General features: G+C 41.1%; 17 protein-coding genes and 1 rRNA gene. 7 read left to right on the forward strand and 11 right to left on the reverse strand.

From position 1 onward, the window contains the following. From AC1F2U_RS14015 to petH, 3 genes are all read right to left on the reverse strand, one after another. Positions 1–1584 (reverse strand): transposase, encoded by a 1584-nt coding sequence (locus AC1F2U_RS14015; protein ID WP_480261662.1) that lies wholly within the window; start codon positions 1582–1584, stop codon positions 1–3. Between the two features lie 94 nt (positions 1585–1678). Then, the gene (locus AC1F2U_RS14020) at positions 1679–2965 is read right to left on the reverse strand and encodes a homoserine dehydrogenase (protein WP_480261663.1); all 1287 of its coding nucleotides are present in this window, start codon (positions 2963–2965) and stop codon (positions 1679–1681) included. Positions 2966–3107: 142 nt separating this feature from the next. After that, positions 3108–4454 (reverse strand): ferredoxin--NADP reductase, encoded by a 1347-nt coding sequence (gene petH, locus AC1F2U_RS14025; protein WP_480261683.1) that lies wholly within the window; start codon positions 4452–4454, stop codon positions 3108–3110. 1208 nt (positions 4455–5662) lie between these two features. Here petH and AC1F2U_RS14030 point away from each other — a divergent pair. After that, positions 5663–6667, forward strand: a complete 1005-nt coding sequence (locus AC1F2U_RS14030) for a phosphoribulokinase (RefSeq protein WP_194044767.1) — start codon at positions 5663–5665, stop codon at positions 6665–6667. A 261-nt stretch (positions 6668–6928) separates the two neighbouring features. Further along, complete coding sequence (gene metK / locus AC1F2U_RS14035; protein ID WP_480261664.1) at positions 6929–8203, forward strand: methionine adenosyltransferase; 1275 nt, start codon at positions 6929–6931, stop codon at positions 8201–8203. Positions 8204–8408: 205 nt separating this feature from the next. Here metK and AC1F2U_RS14040 read toward each other — a convergent pair whose 3' ends face one another. Further along, the gene (locus AC1F2U_RS14040; RefSeq protein WP_480261665.1) at positions 8409–9593 is read right to left on the reverse strand and encodes an anion transporter; all 1185 of its coding nucleotides are present in this window, start codon (positions 9591–9593) and stop codon (positions 8409–8411) included. A gap of 36 nt (positions 9594–9629) precedes the next feature. Then, positions 9630–9794, reverse strand: coding sequence for a hypothetical protein (locus AC1F2U_RS14045; RefSeq protein WP_480261666.1), 165 nt, complete (start codon positions 9792–9794; stop codon positions 9630–9632). A 227-nt stretch (positions 9795–10021) separates the two neighbouring features. On the opposite strand from AC1F2U_RS14045, the gene AC1F2U_RS14050 reads away from it, so the two are divergent. Beyond that, a complete protein-coding gene (locus AC1F2U_RS14050; protein ID WP_480261667.1) occupies positions 10022–10879 on the forward strand; it encodes a sulfite exporter TauE/SafE family protein in 858 nt (285 codons plus the stop codon). A gap of 236 nt (positions 10880–11115) precedes the next feature. Here the strand turns inward: AC1F2U_RS14050 and AC1F2U_RS14055 are convergent, their stop codons facing one another. Both AC1F2U_RS14055 and AC1F2U_RS14060 read right to left on the reverse strand, forming a co-directional pair. Continuing rightward, positions 11116–11571, reverse strand: a complete 456-nt coding sequence (locus tag AC1F2U_RS14055) for a pentapeptide repeat-containing protein (protein WP_480261668.1) — start codon at positions 11569–11571, stop codon at positions 11116–11118. A 306-nt stretch (positions 11572–11877) separates the two neighbouring features. Then, positions 11878–12741: an alpha/beta fold hydrolase gene (locus tag AC1F2U_RS14060; protein WP_480261669.1), complete on the reverse strand. Its 864-nt coding sequence runs from the start codon at positions 12739–12741 to the stop codon at positions 11878–11880. Positions 12742–12949: 208 nt separating this feature from the next. On the opposite strand from AC1F2U_RS14060, the gene AC1F2U_RS14065 reads away from it, so the two are divergent. The 3 genes from AC1F2U_RS14065 to AC1F2U_RS14075 are packed head-to-tail and all read left to right on the forward strand — an operon-like array spanning position 12950 to position 15397. Then, on the forward strand, positions 12950–13768 hold the full coding sequence (locus AC1F2U_RS14065) for a DUF1206 domain-containing protein (RefSeq protein WP_480261670.1): 819 nt from the start codon (positions 12950–12952) through the stop codon (positions 13766–13768). Between the two features lie 33 nt (positions 13769–13801). Further along, a complete protein-coding gene (locus AC1F2U_RS14070; RefSeq protein ID WP_480261671.1) occupies positions 13802–14956 on the forward strand; it encodes a glycoside hydrolase family 10-like protein in 1155 nt (384 codons plus the stop codon). Positions 14957–14968: 12 nt separating this feature from the next. Continuing rightward, positions 14969–15397, forward strand: a complete 429-nt coding sequence (locus tag AC1F2U_RS14075) for a C6orf136 family protein (protein ID WP_480261672.1) — start codon at positions 14969–14971, stop codon at positions 15395–15397. A gap of 221 nt (positions 15398–15618) precedes the next feature. On the opposite strand, the gene AC1F2U_RS14080 is transcribed toward AC1F2U_RS14075, so the two are convergent. Further along, positions 15619–15891, reverse strand: a complete 273-nt coding sequence (locus AC1F2U_RS14080) for a hypothetical protein (RefSeq protein WP_480261673.1) — start codon at positions 15889–15891, stop codon at positions 15619–15621. Positions 15892–16387: 496 nt separating this feature from the next. Here AC1F2U_RS14080 and AC1F2U_RS14085 point away from each other — a divergent pair, with 496 nt between their 5' ends. After that, a complete protein-coding gene (locus AC1F2U_RS14085) occupies positions 16388–16849 on the forward strand; it encodes a DUF7980 family protein (protein ID WP_480261674.1) in 462 nt (153 codons plus the stop codon). Positions 16850–17015: 166 nt separating this feature from the next. On the opposite strand, the gene AC1F2U_RS14090 is transcribed toward AC1F2U_RS14085, so the two are convergent. The 3 genes from AC1F2U_RS14090 to rrf all read right to left on the reverse strand — a co-directional run bounded on the left by AC1F2U_RS14090 (position 17016) and on the right by rrf (position 18673). Continuing rightward, complete coding sequence (locus tag AC1F2U_RS14090) at positions 17016–17825, reverse strand: prohibitin family protein (protein ID WP_480261675.1); 810 nt, start codon at positions 17823–17825, stop codon at positions 17016–17018. A gap of 201 nt (positions 17826–18026) precedes the next feature. Further along, a complete protein-coding gene (locus AC1F2U_RS14095) occupies positions 18027–18227 on the reverse strand; it encodes a hypothetical protein (RefSeq protein ID WP_480261676.1) in 201 nt (66 codons plus the stop codon). 328 nt (positions 18228–18555) lie between these two features. Then, a 5S ribosomal RNA gene (rrf, locus tag AC1F2U_RS14100) occupies positions 18556–18673 on the reverse strand. Positions 18674–18683: the final 10 nt, after the last annotated feature.

Here is an 18683-nt window from a genome sequence, read left to right on the forward strand (position 1 = left end):
CTAAAATCCGTAATCTTCACGCATTTGTTCGTAATCAAAAACTTCCGGCATCTCAGGCTCAGGTTCGCTATCAATAGATACTGCCTCTACTGATTCCTCCGGCTCAACAGGTATAAGTTGTTTAGATTTTTTGACCTCAGCCTGTTCTACTTTCTGACGCCCTTTTTTGGTTTTCTTTTGAGTTTGGAATGTTTCGCGTTCTCTAACTTCAGCCAAAATTGAGCGATTACTCACAGCTTTACCCGCTTCTCTGACCTTGCGGCTGCTAGCTTTTGCTTCATCTAGAGATAGTTCTTCTGTCTCCAAATCTTGAGCATAAGCACGAGCAATAAATACCTCTTTATCCCCTTCTATGCGATAAACCAAAATTGTTGTGATGTCTCTAGGGTCATATCGCAACACAACACTTTCTCCCGCATAACCCGCTAAGAGTTCACCTCGATACATCAAGTTTTCAAATTGCAGATATCCCCCGCGTTGAATTTGTCGCCGTGTTTGCTTCATTAAGCAAATATCCAAATCCCTCTCGGAAAGTAAATCGGGTGCTGCAATTAAACCAGATTCCCAGCGTTGAAATCTTGTCTGGTCGCCCATTCGAGCATCAAGTCGCTGGTTATAGTTATCAACGATGTAACGCACCAACATTTGCTCTAACTGCCGCAACGTTAAGCAAGCTTCTTTCTCCGCTTCCTCTGGTCGCTCTTGAACGTTTGAACCTGTATATCCTTGTAAAGTTGAGAATAATTCTGTATTTAGAGTTTTAAACGGACGCTCAACACTACCACCTTCAGATGGGCGATCGCGCAAATGACAAACAAACCCTAACTGCACTCCTATTTGCTGCAAATGGTTGGAACGAAAATCTTTACCCCCATCCGTATAAAAGTGTTGCGGTAAACCAGAAGTACCCCATTCTTCATTAAGCCCATATTCCGAACCATATTGCTTGGGCAAAATTGCATGACGTAACGCCAAAGCTACAACTTGAGAACTTGGTGCATCGTAGCCCAAGTTAATCCCCATAATGCAGCGTGAATAACTATCAATAACCGTTGTTAACCAAGGACGACTAAGAATTTTGCCATGCTGGTCTACTAATAAAACATCAATAAGGGTGTGGTCGCACTGCCAAACTTGGTTACTATGTTCTATTTGCAAGTCTTTTCCATCACGGGTTTTCATTGATAAGCGCGAACCACGCCAACCCGGACTGCGAATACTTTTAGCTTGCTCAATTTTATCTATTAATGGTTGCAAAATTCGGTAAACCGTCATGTGGGAAGGAGGCTTAACTCCCAGTTCGTCTGCTCTTGCCTTCACTCTAATAAATACCTGCTGGCGAGTCATCCTTTTACTTCCCTTATTACCCTCCTTATAAGTTTTCAATACAAACTCTTGCCAGTCTTCATCAACTCGATGCTTCCCTTTATCCATCCGTTGATTTTGCGCCAGTCCAGCCAAACCTTCCTGTTCCCATTTATCTACCAGCCGTCGCACTGTACGTACTGATTTACCAAGCTTTTCTGCCGCTTCCTTGAGCTTTTGAGTATATGTAGTGCGATCGCTATTTTCTAAAAGATGCAATAAATCGCCGTCAAGACGAAAGACTGATTATTGTAGAGACGGCGATTCATCGCGTCTATTGCCTTAACCGAACAGTATTGACTCGCAACTAATCTCAAAGTACACGTAGTAAGCTGGGAATGCTTTCGATCGCTGATAAATTCTGAATTTCTGCCAAAGCTTGCCTAAAATTGCCTTCCCGCACATCATGGGTAACAACCACAATCTCTGCAAGTTCCCCTTGAAAGCCTGTTTGGACAATTGACTCTAAGCTAACGCCATAGTTGCCAAAGCAAGTACCCAATTTACCGATAACTCCAGGTTGGTCATTAGTGAGAAAACGGGCGTAAAATCGAGTTATCAATTCTGCCATCGGCGCAATTTGGCAGTATTCCTGATGCCCACAAGTTAATAAGGGATTTGCAACTGCTGTATTGGTTTTGAGGACAGCAACTAAATTCAAAATATCTGATGTCACAGCACTGGCAGTTGCACCAGCACCAGCACCGGGGCCAAAAAACATTACTTGTCCAATTGGTTCTCCTTCCACAAGAATGGCATTGTAAACGCCGTTGATGCTAGCCAAAGGGTGGGCTTGAGGCACTAAGGTAGGATGAACTCTGACGGAGAGATGAGATGAGGGAGTATCACGTTTAGCGATCGCTAACAATTTAATCACAAATCCCAATTTTTCGGCGTAGGCAATATCTGTTTTGCTCACTTGCCGAATGCCCTCAGTATAAACATCTTGTAGGTTGATGCGTCCACCAAAGCTTAATGATGCCAGAATAGCAATTTTATCGGCTGCGTCTAAGCCATCTACATCAGCAGTGGGGTCAGCCTCAGCATAACCCAATCGCTGGGCATCAGCTAAGACATCATTGAAGTTACTGCCTTCTGTTTGCATCCGTGTCAGGATGTAGTTTGTTGTACCGTTAACAATACCCGTTACAGTATGAATTCGGTTAACACTTAAAGATTGCTTTAGGGGTTGAATCACCGGAATACCACCACCCACAGCGGCTTCTAACATGACGTATACGCCTGCTTGATTGGCAGTTGTGAAAATTTCCGTTCCGAAGCGGGCGATCGCTGCTTTATTGGCGGTGACTACATGCTTACCATTACTTAAAGCTTTGAGAATAAGCGATCGCGTCGGCTCCAGTCCACCCATCACCTCGACAACTATATCTACCGCCGGATCGTTGACAATAGATTCTAAATCTGTAGTTACTACTTCCGTAGACAATTCTACTGCACGGGGTTTATCTAGCGATCGCACTCCCACCCGATAAATTTCTATCTCTTGCAACAATGGGTGACGCCCAGCGCTATCTTGCAACAACTGCACTGTTCCCGTTCCCACGGTGCCTAATCCCAGTATTCCTAGTTTCACACCCATTTTGCACCCAATTTCACCAATAACAATTGTAGGTAGAGCGTTTGCCCTACCTACTGATTATCCTGCTTCCTTTGTCATTTGTCCTTTGTCCTTCGTCCTTTGTCTAAAACTAATGACTAATGACCAATGACTAATGACCAAATTAGTAAGTTTCTACGTGCCAGCGATGAGCTTTCTTGAGTTGCTTCTGGTAATCACTCCAGGTTACGCCTTCTTTTGCAGCAGCAGTAGTTAAAGCTGCATCAATACCTTCTTCCATACCTCGCAAACCGCAGATGTATGTGTGAGTTTTTTCGTTTTTAATCAACTGCCACAATTCATCAGCATGTTCTGCTACGCGGTCTTGGATGTACATTCTACCGCCTTGAGGATTTTTTTGTTCCCGGCTAATGGCAGGAGTCAGGCGGAAGTTATCGGGATATTTTTGTTCAATTTCTTCCAGTTCTTCCTTATATAAAAGGTTTGGAGTTGTCGGCACGCCAAATATTAGCCAAGAGAATCCTTTAAATTGGTACTCTGGGTTAGCTGCTCTTTCCGCATCTTTAAACTGACGCCACAGATAAGCCCGCATCGGCGCAATACCTGTTCCGGTTGCCATCATGATGACATTAGCATCAGGGTCATCGGGTAACAACATTTCCTTACCCACAGGCCCTGTAATTTTTACCTCTTCCCCTGGCTTGAGGAAACACAGGTGTGTGGAGCAAACACCGTAGACTGTTTCGCTAGTTTCCGGGTGCTTGTATTCCAACTGGCGGACGCATAATGATACTGTCTTATCATCCACATCATCGCCATGACGAGTTGAGGCGATGGAATAGAGTCTAAGTTTTTCTGGCTTACCGTTCTTGTCTAATCCTGGTGGAATAATCCCAATACTTTGACCTTCTATATACTTCAAATCCCCGGCGGAAATGTCAAATTTAAGGTGTTGAACAATACCAATACCACCTTCTTTGACTAGCGGTTCATTAGATACTACCTTGCCAATAAACGGAGCATTGGGACGGTAAGTATTAACAGGAACGTCACCGTGGTCTTTTTTGGCTTTCGCTTGAGTCATGGTGTTGCCTTTCTTGTCCTTGTTCTTGAGCTGTTCTTCAGCTGATGATTTTGCGAAGCCTTTGGCTTCACTACCAGCATTTACAGGTGTGGCTTTACCATTCCCTTCACTGTCAGCAGTTTCCCCAGATGTCGCTAACTCGCTGACAACGCTTGTAGCATTCCCAAGTGAGGCTTTACCATTAACTGGCTCTAGAGCAGTTACGGGTTGGATGCTAACAATTGTGCCGCCTAGACGAGTGATACGTCGCATTTCTTGATTCATGCGGTTGTAAGGCACTCTGATGAACACACTGCCACTTTTCCGAATTGGGTAGTTAGTTTGATCGGTTTCTTCACTCTGACGCAAACCCACTACTTCATAAAGGAAGATGCGGCTACCTAATTCTGTGTTGGCAGCACCCTCAACAGCACCTTGATTGTACATTCGTTCTACCACTCCGATAATTTACTTAACCGTTTTTCAAAAAAAACTATTCCCATCCCATGCCAGCTTTAGTTTACCGGATTTTCGTTTCACAAAACTGGAGAAAGAAGGAAAAACGGCATCATTAAATTAATGCCTTGCTAAGTACACTCACCAAAGACATGCAGGCATAGCAAAAAACACACCTGTTCACCTTCTAAGGTAAAGGATAAGTCTTGTGGAGAATGTTAATAATGAATCAATTTAATCTTTTTTTCGTTAACTACCACCCCCATTAGGGAGATAGCTTTTGACCTTAGTACCCTATGAGCAACTCACAATAGTAGATATTCTCGGAGGGCTACTTCGATCGGTGGAAGCTACCGCTCAGTTTACCTCCAAAAGCTTCCCTTGTGCTTGCTTACTCCAGGGGTTTAAATCGGATAATGTTAAGAAAGGAAGGTTTTCTTCCGATTGGTTTTACTTCTCCAAATCTACTACTCTTCTGGAATGTGGTTAGCTATCTTCATTACCTATCTATGGACAATTACATAACTAGGATAACTCTAGCCACAAATATCGCGAGATAGACAATCATAATTTAAGCAACTGTAATTAGTTTCACTTGATGTGAAAAATCTGTCAACCTTTTATCAGTACTTTGCCATAACGTCAACGCTTCTATATGAGCATATCCATAAATTTACATCCAAGAATTTGAGTAATGCAAGTTGTTTCCTCATTCGTTGGATAGATTTTTGCTTTGAATATATTAAGTATTGTCGAGTAGGAATTAGAATTTAGGAAAATTAGAAAATTTGCAGCAATAATAAATTATACCTTATACTCTTGATTCTATAGAGTCACAAGTAGCAGACTGGTAAAGGTGCAACACTTATGGGCAGTAACGATCCCCATTTTTAAATTAATAACTAAATTAACAAAAAAATGATTGAGGAACCACGTTAATTCTTCTTGACAGCAATCTTGTATGGGATACCCCCTTCTGTTAAAATCAAATATATCACTAGGATTAAATACTTACCGGCACCAACATTCAGGCTAGTCCGACGAGTAGCAACTTAATTACTTTGTTGTCTACCCGCTTGGTGTCTTATAGATGTGCTAGGTAGCAAGAACGCAGGATAAACCAAAGGGGTAAACTCCTGGCTTCAGAATCTGCTGTGTGAAAAATTATTGACACAACTTTAGTATTTTAGAGGAGATTTATGACAAGTAAGCCGGAACGCGTGGTACTGATTGGAGTAGCCGGAGACTCTGGTTGCGGTAAATCTACGTTTTTGCGTCGTTTGATCGATTTGTTTGGTGAAGATTTAATGACAGTCATCTGCTTGGATGACTATCACTCCCTGGATCGCAAACAGCGGAAAGAAACGGGGATAACGGCACTAGACCCCAGGGCGAACAATTTTGACCTAATGTATGAGCAAATTAAAGCGCTCAAAAGTGGTCAAGCGATTGATAAGCCGATTTACAACCACGAAACCGGCTTGATCGATCCGCCAGAGCGGATAGAGCCGAATCATATTATAGTTGTTGAAGGGCTGCATCCTTTATATGATGAGCGGGTGCGATCGCTAATCGACTTCAGTGTTTATTTTGACATTAGCGATGAGGTCAAAATTGCCTGGAAAATCCAGCGAGATATGGCTGAACGCGGTCATCGCTACGAAGATGTGTTAGCGCAAATCAATTCCCGCAAACCTGACTTTGATAAATTTATCGAACCACAAAGAGAATTTGCTGATGTGGTTCTCCAGGTATTGCCCACAAACTTGATCAAAAATGACACCGAACGTAGAGTCTTACGGGTACGTATGCTCCAGCGGGAAGGTAAGGAAGGCTTCGATCCAACCTACTTATTTGATGAAGGGTCAACAATCAATTGGACTCCCTGTGGACGCAAGCTGACCTGTTCTTATCCTGGTATGCAACTGTACTACGGTTCAGATGTTTACTACGGCCGCTATGTCTCCGTACTAGAGGTGGATGGTCAATTTGACAATTTGGAAGAAGTCATTTATATCGAAACCCATCTCAGCAATACATCCACAAAATATCAGGGTGAATTGACTCACTTGTTACTCCAGCACCGCGAGTATCCAGGTTCCAATAATGGAACTGGCTTCTTCCAAGTGCTTACAGGTTTGAAGATGCGTGCTGCTTATGAGCGGTTGACAGCTACGGAAGCAAAGTTAGCGATTCAGGTTTAAAGCAGCAGTGTTTGTGTCAAAGCTTATGGGGGCGCTTCCGGGTGCCCCCTTTTTTTGTGTTATTAAATACATTTTAGCTGCAAAATAATTAGCATACATTTATCTTACTTACGGATATTTACCTTATAGTTAGTGGTTTTTATCAATATCAAGAAGATACTAACGACTGAAGTATAAATATTGTTATGATTTCATAAATTAGTAGTTGAACTAAATATTCACATTTAGTCAACGAAAAAACTCTCGATGGAGGAATTTCCTTTGTCTCGTCGATATCTATTTACCTCTGAATCAGTCACCGAAGGTCATCCAGATAAAATCTGCGATCAGATTTCTGATACTATTCTAGATGCCCTATTGACACAAGACCCTAGCAGTCGTGTCGCCGCTGAAGTAGTAGTTAATACTGGTTTGGTGCTAATCACTGGTGAAATAACCACCAAAGCTAATGTAAATTTCGTCAATCTTGCCCGGAAGAAAATTGCCGAAATTGGTTATACCAATGCTGACAATGGCTTTTCTGCTAACAGCACCAGCGTTCTGCTGGCTTTAGACGAACAATCACCCGATATCGCCCAAGGCGTTAACACCGCCCAAGAAACCCGCGAACAAGATAGTGATGAACAATTCGACAAAATTGGCGCGGGCGATCAAGGTATAATGTTTGGCTTTGCCAGCAACGAAACACCAGAACTGATGCCCTTACCCATCAGTCTCGCCCACCGCATTGCTCGCCGATTGGCAGCAGTCCGTAAAACAGGTGAATTGTCATACCTGCGTCCTGACGGTAAAACCCAAGTAACTGTAGTCTACGAAGATGGACGCCCCGTAGGTATTGATACGATTCTAATTTCCACCCAGCATACAGCCAGTATTGGGGAAATTACGGATGAGGCAGCGGTACAAGCCAAAATTAAACAAGACCTCTGGTCAGCAGTGGTCGAACCTGTTTTTGGCGACATTGACGTTAAACCTAATGATGAAACACGTTTTTTAGTCAACCCCACTGGCAAATTTGTCGTTGGTGGCCCTCAAGGAGACTCTGGTCTGACAGGACGGAAAATAATCGTTGATACCTACGGTGGTTATTCACGACATGGTGGCGGCGCTTTTTCTGGCAAAGACCCCACGAAAGTAGACCGTTCTGCTGCTTATGCGGCTCGCTATGTAGCGAAAAATATTGTCGCTGCTGGGTTGGCAGAAAAAGTTGAAATCCAGCTATCTTATGCTATTGGTGTAGCACGACCTACAAGTATCCTAGTGGATACCTTTGGTACTGGCAAAGTGGATGAAGAAACCTTACTGGAATTAATCAACAAACACTTTGAACTGCGTCCAGCAGGGATTATCCATACCTTCAACTTACGGAACTTACCAAGTGAACGAGGCGGACGTTTTTATCAGGACGTCGCGGCTTACGGTCATTTTGGGCGGGCTGATTTAGACTTGCCTTGGGAACAGACCGATAAAGCCGAATTGTTGAAGCAAGCAGCGAATGAGTCACTTTCGGCAGTAGTTGCTCAGGCACTGACTTAGACTTATACGCTACTGTAAAAACTTAGTTTATCTACGTGAAGGTATTGGCAACTTGACAAGTTACCAATACCCTTATTTTTTAGTAATCACCTGAATATCGAAAAATAAAACAGGAGTCAGAATTTAGAATTCAGAAGACTCTACTCATGTTGGTTCAGCGTACCGAAGACTTGTTAACAAATGACCAATGACAAATGACAAATGACTAAATCCAAAAATAAGTCAGGATGAGAGTCAGGACAGTCAATGGTAAACCAAAACGTAAATGTTCCCAGAATGATAACTGATAACCAAGTTTTGCAACAGCCTCAGCAACAATTAAATTAGCAACTGAACCTAACAAAGTTAGATTACCTGCTAAGGTAGATCCTGCTGCTAATAGTAACCAGGTTTTTGTATCTGGATGGGGAAGTAAATGTTGTAGTAATAATACTGCTGGAACATTAGAAACTAAATTTGAAAGCAGAGCAGTAATTCCTAATATGCTCAAGGGAGTATAAACTAAACCGCTAAATAAATTCAATATTCCTAATTTTTGTACTCCAGCAGTAACAATAAATAGTCCAGAGAACATCACCAATAAATCCCAATCTACTTTATTTAAAACTCGTTGCGGCTTGATTCGCCTCGTAATAAACAGTAAACTGGCAGCTACCAGTGTTGCTTGGGCTGGGGGTATGCCAATTAAGAATGCAATTAATAATCCTCCTGTTATCAATAGGCTTTTAGTAAGCAACGGTTTAAATATGCGGTAACGCACGGGGGTTACACTCGGACAAGACTTAGTAGAACGGACATCAGGATAAAGCCACCACAATAACGCAATTTGGATCGACAAACTTACTAATGCGATAGGAGTCAATGCTTTCGCAAAATCGAGATAGCTGATACCAGAGAAGGAACCAATCAAAATATTTTGCGGATTACCACTTAAGGTAGCCACTGAACCCAGATTAGTTGCTCCCGCTAAAGCAAGTAAGTAAGGAATCGGATTGAGGTTCAAAGTTTGGGTTAAACCAAGAACCAAAGGAGTCAAAATTAGAGCGATAGTATCATTCAGAAAAAAAGCCGAGAGAATTCCACTGCCGAAAGTTAAAACAATTAGCAAACCCAAAGGGCTGCGGGTAAAGTGTGTAACTGTATCAAGGGTTAGTTGAAAAAAACCAGCGTAAGCTAAGTTTGTGCTGATTACCATCATGCCAAACAGGAAAATCAGCGTTTTATAGTCTATCGCTTGCCATGCTTCTTTGAGGTCTAATACCCCGAATGCCATCAGCAAAGATGCACCAACTAAAGCAATACTGGCTCGGTTCATCCGCAAACCAGGTAGATATCCTAAACCCAAACCGATATAAGTCAGTCCAATGATGATGTATCTGAAAACAATCATGATTTCGCTAGATGCTTTTGATTTGATACTTTTCTATTAACTCCTGATTTTTGTTTGAGGTACACAGAACCAAAAAATTGTTAAAGCCACAGCTGGGTAGGCATAGCCCGCCGCAGGCATCGCTGCTAGAATCAAAAAACCAACATTGTAACCAGCACCAACAACAATGGTAGTGTTGAGCATCCCTTGGCTAACATTCAAGTGTCCCTACATTTAGTCAAATAAGTTACCATTAACACGGGAATCACACCAAAAATCCAGCCTTGCGCGCAATAAATTAACCTGCTAAAGCAGCGAGAGTTGCAGCTAGCAGATTACCTGCATGGTTAAATGCTTAATTACAACCTAACGCCTATCTAATCCTCTTTTGTCCTAATAAATCCTGATATATATAGCTTTGACGAGAAAAGCACCTAAGCAGGAAATTAATGAAAAAGAATAATGCGTCTGCACTGAAGCCTACAACTACAAGCTTGCAAGTTCGTCGTTTCCGATTATCCTTTCTTTACGCCGTGCCAATTGGGGTGTTAGGTGGGCTGATTGGCTTAGGAGGTGCAGAGTTTCGTCTGCCAGTCCTTGCTGGCAGATTGAACTATTCAGTGCAGCAGGCCATACCTTTGAACCTAGCCGTCAGCTTGATTACGATCGCTGCTTCTCTGACAATCCGGGGCAGTACGCTTTCTTTGAGTCAAGTTATTCTATTACTTCCTGTGGTTTTCTCCTTGATAACTGGAGCGGTTATCACAGCCTTTTTCGGGGCAGCGATCGCAGGAAGGCTCTCAAACGAACAGCTTGAGCGCATCATCTTAACGTTATTAGTAGTGATTGGTATTGCCTTAATAGTCGAGGGTTTTCTACCTCAACAAATACCAGCTTTTTTACCGCCTGCTTTAAGTTGGCGTATTCCAGCAGGTATTTTATTTGGTCTAGCAATTGGGCTAGTAAGCAGTTTACTTGGGGTTGCAGGAGGTGAAGTAATCATCCCAACACTTGTTTTCGCTTTTGGTGCAGATATTAAAACAGCAGGTACAGCCAGTCTTATCGTTAGCTTACCAACTGTACTGGTAGGGATTATCAAATATGCTAGTCGAGGTGCATTTACAGATCGTACAGTCTTGAGCAATACTATAGCGCCTATGGGAGTTGGTTCGGTGATTGGAGCCATAATTGGAGGAATGCTTGTCGGTATTGTTCCACCAAGGATACTAAAGGTAACACTAGGGATAATCTTGAATATATCCGCGTTTCGGGTCTTTCATAAAGTAAAGTCCTCTGACGGTAAATAACAAAGCTTTTCAGATTTTGATTGCACTTTTTTGTGTCGATGTCAGCGCGATCGCAAAAAGAAACCCCCTCTGCTTTTACCATAGTAAAGTGATTACAAGGCAGAGGGGTTTCATTTTTATTAATATTTTTGTAGAGGCAGGTTTTAAGGATAATTCTGGTAAAAAACTAGTTTATTTGATTTAAAACCCGCCGAAACCTATATTGTATTGATTTCTACCTGTTTACTCAGTTGAGTCTATTTCCAATCGGGAATTTCAGCGTCTTCTCCACCAATCCCGATTCCAGTGTTAAATATTTCTGCATCAGTAAGATTTAGATCGTTCATTGATGCCTGATACACATTAGAATCGTGAATCGTAGCACGAGTAAAATTTACTCTGTTGAGATTGACTTGCTTCAAATTCACATTACTTACATAAGCGGATGTTAGGTTAGCACCTGCCAAGTTTGCACCTGTTAAGTCAGCACCTTCGAGGTTAGCTCCTACAAGGTTAGCTTCTTGAAGCTTCGAGCCTCTCAAGTCAGCACCAATTAAATGAGCGCCACTAAGGTTAGCTCCTGATAGATCGCACTTAACACATTCCCCAGTTGAAAGCAGCTTTTGTAAATCCTGTGGATTCTCGGCTCTAACCGAGCTAGCGAAAAACAGGGGAGTTGCTAAGGCCATGGCCGCTAATAGCTGGAGTTTCATAAATTTTCCCCCTTAATAATCAAGTTGCGTCCGTTCTGTCCCTCACAACTCTATTATCTCACTAAACTTCGTGAGGTCAATCTCTCTTGTGACAATCTATCTCCAGACAAGTTTGTTGCGAGCTGAAACACAAATAAAAGTGATGTCAAAAATACCATTAATTTCGGATTTATGGCGGTTTTTACCAAAAATTCCGGAAAAGCTACCAGTATTAAATTACTATTAAATCTTTTTAAAAGTAAAAAATGGCGCTACTTGCTATAGCTAGTTAAAGAAGTATTTATACTTATTAATTGATGGTTTAGCTTAAGTCCTCAGAAATTGTTGCATATACTCATTAACCAATTCCGGCTGTTCTTGCTGCACCCAATGTCCACAATTAGGAATGTACTTGATTTGAAAATCCCTGACATAAGCTGCGGTATCGTAGGTTAGTTCCTTGCCAAGTGCAGGGTCATTTTCTCCCCAAATCATCAGTGTTGGCACTTCCAGAATGTCCCAATTTGGATTTACCATTCTTTGTTGAAAAATATTGCGGTAGTAGTTCAACGTTGCTGTGAGAGCACCGCGTTTTGCAGCAGCATTTTTATAAGCGTCAATATCCGCTTTGGTGAAAGCACTCTTGTTAACTGCCATACTTTTAAAAGTTGTTTCAATAGCTTGGTAGTCTGAAGATTGTAAAAGTAATTCTGGTATCCACGGTAGTTGAAACAAGAATACGTAGTTGCTACGTACCAACTGTTGGGGAGTGCGTAACCCTTGGGCAAATTTGGCCGGATGAGGCAGGTTAAGGATAATTAATCGTTCTAACATTTCGGGGTGAGTGTATGCAAAATTCCAAGCGATCGCACCTCCCCAATCATGTCCAACTAATACACATTTTTGGTAGCCTAATCCTTTAATTAGTCCCTCAACATCTTTAATAAACTCATCCATTACATAAGCTGATTGCTCATTTGGTTTATCACTATCGTTGTAGCCACGCAAGTCAAGGGCAACGACTTTAAAATTTTGGGCAAATTCTGGTATTTGATGCCGCCAAGAGTACCAAAACTCAGGAAAGCCATGCAACATCAACATTAAAGGGCCTTCACCTTGGGTAACGTAGTGTAGTTTTACCCCATTGCTAGTTAGATATTCGTGTTTCCAAGAACTTTCTATTAGAGACATAATTAATTCAGATTCAGCATTAAAAAATACTAAACAGTAATACTGTACTTAACAAATGTAATATTGTTTCGAGTAGCCTCACATCTATTAAAAGACAGTATTAAAATAGTGATTTTTTGTAAAAATATTAGACAATTTATCTTACGGTAGATGTAAATCGTGGGTTAATTTTGGTAAAAGTTAGATATAATAATTCTCTCCAACTACCATGACACAACAGTTGACAAACCATGCTTCATTGTGGGTTGAGCGACTGGGACGATTTGGCTATGTTTCCAAGGGAGTAGTTTACGGTATAGTTGGACTACTGGCAGCACAGGTGGCTTTTGGCAGGGGTGGTAGAACAACTGATACCCAAGGCGCTCTCCAAACAATCGTTAACCAGCCATTTGGTAAATTTTTGCTGGCTCTAGTTGCAATTGGCTTGATTGGATACGTAATCTGGCGTTTTGTACAGGCAATTAAAGACCCAGAAAATAAAGGTAATGATGCCAAAGGTTTGGCAGTACGAATTGGTTACGCAGTTAATGGCTTGATTTATGCAAGTTTAGCCTTAAGCGCTGTGCAAATCGTTATGGGTACAGGCAGTGGTAAAAATAGTAGTGATTCTACTGAAGATTCGACAGCACGTTTGCTTTCTCAACCCTTTGGTCAATGGTTAGTTGGAACTGTAGGGGCGTTTGTAATTGCTCTAGGTTTCTATCAGTTTTATCAAGCTTTTAGTGGCAAATTTCGTAAAGAACTCAATTTAACTGAGTTAAGCAACACACAAGCCCAATGGGTAATGAGGATTTCCAGATTTGGTTTAGCGGCACGGGGTATAGTATTTTGTATTATCGGTTGGTTTTTAATTGAAGCGGCAAGGCAATCGAACGCCGCTACCGCAGAAGGTTTGGATGAAGTATTACAGACGCTAGCGCAACAGCCTAACGGAGCATGGCTTTTGGGTATTGTGGCACTAGGTTTAGTTGCCTATGGGATTTACACAATAATACAAGCGCGGTATCGTCGGCTAGTCAATGTTTAGATGGTCCAGTGCCGAGAATTTCAATTTATAGAAATGGCAATAATAGAAACCCGTGGTATTTGGCTGACTACTACTGATAGTAAAGTTCTCAGGTCAAAGCAACGCATTGCTGAAGCGATGGATTTCTTGGCCGATACAGGATTTAATGTGGTGTTTCCCGTTGTTTGGAATAAGGCAGTAACTCTGTATCCTAGTCAAACAATGCAGCAGACATTTGGAGTCGAAATTGACCCTATGTCTGTAGGCCGCGACCCTTTAGAAGAGGTGATAATTGAGGCGCGGCGAGTTGGGTTGAAAGTTATTCCTTGGTTTGAATACGGTTTTGCCAGTTCCTACAATTTGAATGGCGGTGTACTTTTACAGAAAAAACCGGAATGGGCTGCGCGCGATCGCAACGGCAATTTACTGGAAAAAAACGGCTTTGAGTGGTTGAATGCACTCGACTCACAGGTGCAAGAATTTTTCTTGAACTTGGTGCTGGAAGTTGTAAAGAATTATGATGTGGATGGTGTTCAAGGAGACGATCGCTTGCCAGCCTTACCTTGTGAAGGTGGTTATGATGAGGCAACTGTCACTCGCTATCGCCAGGAATTCGATCGCAATCCGCCACAGAACCCCAAGGATAGGCAATGGTTACAGTGGCGTGCAGATATTCTCACTGACTTTTTGGTGCGTCTCTACCGAGAGGTAAAAGCGGTGAATCCTAATTTGCTAGTAGCGATCGCACCTAATATCCATGATTGGGCATTCCAGGAATATCTGCAAGACTCGCCTGAATGGCTGAAGCGGGGAATAGTTGATATGATTCAGCCGCAGATTTATCGCCGTGACTTTAGGAGTTATCAGGCGATCGCTGATAAACTGGTAAACCAGCAGTTCACTGAAGCGACTTTACCGAAGTTAGCACCGGGAATTCTAATGAAGCTTGGCTCTTACAGCATTAGTCCAGAATATCTGGTGCAGGCAATTGAATACAATCGTCAACTTGGCATTCAAGGAGAGGTATTCTTTTTTTACGAAGGTTTGCGCGAGAATAACAACACTCTTGCTAAAGTTTTGCGAAATGGGCCTTATGTTAAGTCTGCATTATTTCCCACTCTTTCAGATTTAAATGCAGGTGGTATGAGTAACAAGAGAACATCTTCACTTTGGCCAGGAGTGGAAAATTTGTTAAAAAAGATTTTTTAAAGGAAAAGGCGCATGGAATATAAATTGCCAGTGGAAAAGGTAATTAATACTTTAAAAAAAGATTTACCGACACTTTTTGAAAAAGATATTTCTTATGACATCTATACACAGGATATCTATTTTAAAGACCCGGTGAATACATTCAAATACAAATTTAACTATCGCATTATATTTTGGACTTTACGATTTCATGCTCGGCTATTTTTTACTCAAATTTACTTTGATGTGCATGAAATTTCTCAGTCAGCCGAAAACACGATTTTAGCAAAATGGACGGTGCGGGGAGTGTTACGCGTTCCCTGGAAAGCAGGGTTGCTTTTTAATGGCTATTCAACGTATAAACTCAATCAAGATAGTTTAATATACGAGCATATCGACACCTGGGATAGAAAGCCAGGAGAGATTTTACGGCAGTTTTGGCAAAGGGAAGGAGATATTTAGTTAGCTATTATATATATCATTGAAAGACTAGTAGGGTCCGTTACGGAGTTTGGCCAAACATACTCTACTAGTCTATGAATAGTGCTGAGTTCCGTTAGTGGTAGCGGTGCGTTTGGCGCGTACCTCCTAATAAGAATAGCTTAACCTCATCACGATAAAGCTGTACTTTATCTCCTCCTCAAAATATTAAGATGCAGACAGAAAAACTTATTTTTAGCTTATTACGAACCTTGCAAAAGGTCATTAATTGAACTTATACTCTGTTTTATTTGTTCTGTCAGAGCAGTTCTTAAGAAGTCCAGGTTTACTGTTGACAAATTGATTAGCCCTAAAGCATATAATAGGCTCGAAAGACCAATAAATAAAGCCAAAAATCTCCCAAAACAACCAGGATTTATTTCAATGAAAGCTAATTTAGATTGCCCGATAACAGCAATCGTTATAAAAACAATTCCTACTATTAAAAAGGTGCTGTTTGGAGTTAAATCTGTCATTTTTCGATTAAGCTGACTCAGCACTTTTATTGTAGCTACTATTAGTTCAAATTTCTACTCCTGCTATATGCAAAAACATAAAAATTTTGCAACTCAACATTTATCCTAACCTAATAAGGCTCTAGCTATTGTAGTATCGGTGTTGTAACTTATCGTGTGCTATAATATATAAAGATATATTTTGATTTTAAAACTTATTGAGCAATAAATAGCGTTGATTGTCTCAATTGTGTATAAATTTTTCTATCTCACTCAGATATTTTAGAAAAAACCTAGATTCTGCAAGAAGCGAACTAACTAATGTGTCTCTGGCAGAAATTCAGATATGTGAAGTTGCAGTTGATTTAAACTCAATTTTGCTTCTTACGATTTTGCTGAGACTATGCAGTGGTAAAAGTTTCAACATCAAAAAGCCAAAATTTCATCACTCGTGTACTAGACGTTGATTTAGTTTATATATTAAACTACACTAAGACGAGAGGAATAGTGGATTTTTATGGAAAGCGTCCAAAACGTTAGTCAAGAGTTGAATGGAACAAAAGACACAGCACTAGAGCAACTACAAAAGTCTACTCCAGTAGAGTTCAAAAAAGATATTTTCAAAAAACTCAGAGGTGGATTTTTTGTAGTACTAGGATATTTATTATCACCACTATGTTGGTGGAATGACTTACTATTCAATCTGCCAATAGCTTATGGGTTTGGGTATGCATGTAGTTTACTTTCCCCAAAATTGCTTCTACCTTGTTCAATTATTGGATACTGGCTCTCTAACATTGTGGGAATTCTCTTGATGCAATTCGGTTCTAAGGACATTTTTCAAAAAGAACCTAAAGAGCATAACCTCAAAAAAGAATTGTTCACAGGTCTAATTTCTTCAACACTTTATACCCTGTTAATTATGCTATTGATACAGTTGAAGATTCTTGATTCTCCTATTTTATTTTCCAATAGTTAATTTAGTTTATCACTTTTCTACAAAGGAATCGATAGTATGGATGCACAGATGTGCATCCATACTATGTATATATAGTATGGAAGAGTTACGAACAAAAAAACCTGACTTATTGAAGAAATCGGGGTTCTGAGTCTCTTGATGGAGAGCAAGTCAGCGAGCAAGAAGATCAATTTTCATCAAATTTTAAAAATTCACTTAAATTCAACAATTTTGGAGCCTCCTTACTTACAATTAATGGCAGCTTACCATTCCATTTTTCTATTGCTTGCCTTTGCAGAATTTCTGGAGTTAAACCATCACGTAATAATCTGTGTGCCTCAGCCTCTCCTTTGGCTAAATTAACTTTTGCTTCAGCCTCTTTTGTTGCTTTCAGTGCTATAAACTCTGCTCGTTTTGCTTCTTGTTCAGCAATCTGCTTCGCCTCCACCGCCTCACCAAACCGTTCTGAAAAATGGACATGAACTAAAGAAATATCATCAACTGCAACGTGATAGCTACCCAGCCGTGTGGACAATGCATTATCTACTCCACTCTTGACTTCTCCTCGTTTAGTAATAATTTCTTCGGCAGTATACTTTGCCATTACTGCTTTCAGTACTTCTTCAACTGCTGGATTAATAATCCGAATAACTACATTTTGTTCATCTCCAATCTCTTGAAAAATGGCATTTGCTTCTTGGGGGATAATATGCCAATTGAGAGCTACATCAGCGAAAACATTTTGTAAATCTTTGGAAGAAGCCTCAGCAGAAATTTCCTGTTTTTGGACTCTAATACTCAACTTTGTCACAGTATTGACTACAGGAATAATTAAGTGAAGTCCTTCTCCTAATATCTGGTTTTGTACTTCGCCAAATTTCATTAATACACCACGTTCTCCTGCATTTACAATCACACAAGGTGTGAGGAAGAGAGTTATCAGGAACAAAAGAGCGGTCAGTTTACCGGCACTGTTGAAATTTGTAATTTTTATCATCTGTGTGAATCATGTATGCATCTTGCATAGAGACACATATTTAGGAGCTATGGGCTTCTTTCCGTCATGATTTTAGCTCGACTTTATCCAAAATTAAGAACATTCTCGACTTAATAGCAACTGCCCATTATTCAGGTTGATGGTTGCTTGTTCTTGGTTGGGGTCTTTATTTGGGCTGCGGGTGTTGGTCTTGAGAGAAGCTTAGTGGTCTAGGTTAATACAATCAGCGTTGATGACCATCATACCTGCGTGACCTGTTTCTGTATTTGTTACAGATACTTTACCTCCGTTACAGACAAGTAACTGAGGCGTGTTAATGTCTCCTGCATTCACAGTTGGGTTTGGGTTAATAGCAGCAGTCAAACCAGTAATAAACGCAATGTCAGCAAACCTAGTAATCATTTACACGCTACGATGAGCATTTACAGCCAGATTCCCCGCGTTCCCTGTTAAGCCTTGATTGGCAGAAATACTCAATTTGCTCAAAGAACTATTAAGCAGACGTACCGTACCAATCAGCTCCTCAGCTCCACGCTACCACTTGCATTGACAGTCAAATTTCCTCCCTTGCCTGCACCACAAGGGGAGGAGAAGACATGACAGGCGATAAACGTTTAACCCAACCGAATACCGTATAAAAGTGTTGTGTGGCATTAGTAGCGCAATTCAAAATACACAAAAAGCCCCAGGCTGTATGAGCGTGGGGCTTTTTGTTTGTATGAGTAATGAATCCTGGCATCGAGCTATTTTTGCGTAGGGCAACCCCTAAACTATCGTTGCCGCAGCAGCGTTTCACCTCTGAGTTCGGGAAGGGTTCAGTGTGGTTCCACCGCGCAATAGACACCAGGAAAAATTGTT

Source organism: Nostoc sp. LEGE 12454 (assembly GCF_056620565.1).

What these genes read in the sequence shown, in the direction of transcription:
- AC1F2U_RS14020 (WP_480261663.1), bottom strand. Translation starts at nt 2,965, where the DNA reads ATGGGTGTGAAACTAGGAATACTGGGATTAGGCACCGTGGGAACGGGA.
- petH (WP_480261683.1), bottom strand. Translation starts at nt 4,454, where the DNA reads ATGTACAATCAAGGTGCTGTTGAGGGTGCTGCCAACACAGAATTAGGT.
- AC1F2U_RS14030 (WP_194044767.1), top strand. Translation starts at nt 5,663, where the DNA reads ATGACAAGTAAGCCGGAACGCGTGGTACTGATTGGAGTAGCCGGAGAC.
- AC1F2U_RS14040 (WP_480261665.1), bottom strand. Translation starts at nt 9,593, where the DNA reads ATGATTGTTTTCAGATACATCATCATTGGACTGACTTATATCGGTTTG.
- AC1F2U_RS14050 (WP_480261667.1), top strand. Translation starts at nt 10,022, where the DNA reads ATGAAAAAGAATAATGCGTCTGCACTGAAGCCTACAACTACAAGCTTG.
- AC1F2U_RS14055 (WP_480261668.1), bottom strand. Translation starts at nt 11,571, where the DNA reads ATGAAACTCCAGCTATTAGCGGCCATGGCCTTAGCAACTCCCCTGTTT.
- AC1F2U_RS14060 (WP_480261669.1), bottom strand. Translation starts at nt 12,741, where the DNA reads ATGTCTCTAATAGAAAGTTCTTGGAAACACGAATATCTAACTAGCAAT.
- AC1F2U_RS14065 (WP_480261670.1), top strand. Translation starts at nt 12,950, where the DNA reads ATGACACAACAGTTGACAAACCATGCTTCATTGTGGGTTGAGCGACTG.
- AC1F2U_RS14070 (WP_480261671.1), top strand. Translation starts at nt 13,802, where the DNA reads ATGGCAATAATAGAAACCCGTGGTATTTGGCTGACTACTACTGATAGT.
- AC1F2U_RS14075 (WP_480261672.1), top strand. Translation starts at nt 14,969, where the DNA reads ATGGAATATAAATTGCCAGTGGAAAAGGTAATTAATACTTTAAAAAAA.
- AC1F2U_RS14080 (WP_480261673.1), bottom strand. Translation starts at nt 15,891, where the DNA reads ATGACAGATTTAACTCCAAACAGCACCTTTTTAATAGTAGGAATTGTT.
- AC1F2U_RS14085 (WP_480261674.1), top strand. Translation starts at nt 16,388, where the DNA reads ATGGAAAGCGTCCAAAACGTTAGTCAAGAGTTGAATGGAACAAAAGAC.
- AC1F2U_RS14090 (WP_480261675.1), bottom strand. Translation starts at nt 17,825, where the DNA reads ATGATAAAAATTACAAATTTCAACAGTGCCGGTAAACTGACCGCTCTT.
- AC1F2U_RS14095 (WP_480261676.1), bottom strand. Translation starts at nt 18,227, where the DNA reads ATGATTACTAGGTTTGCTGACATTGCGTTTATTACTGGTTTGACTGCT.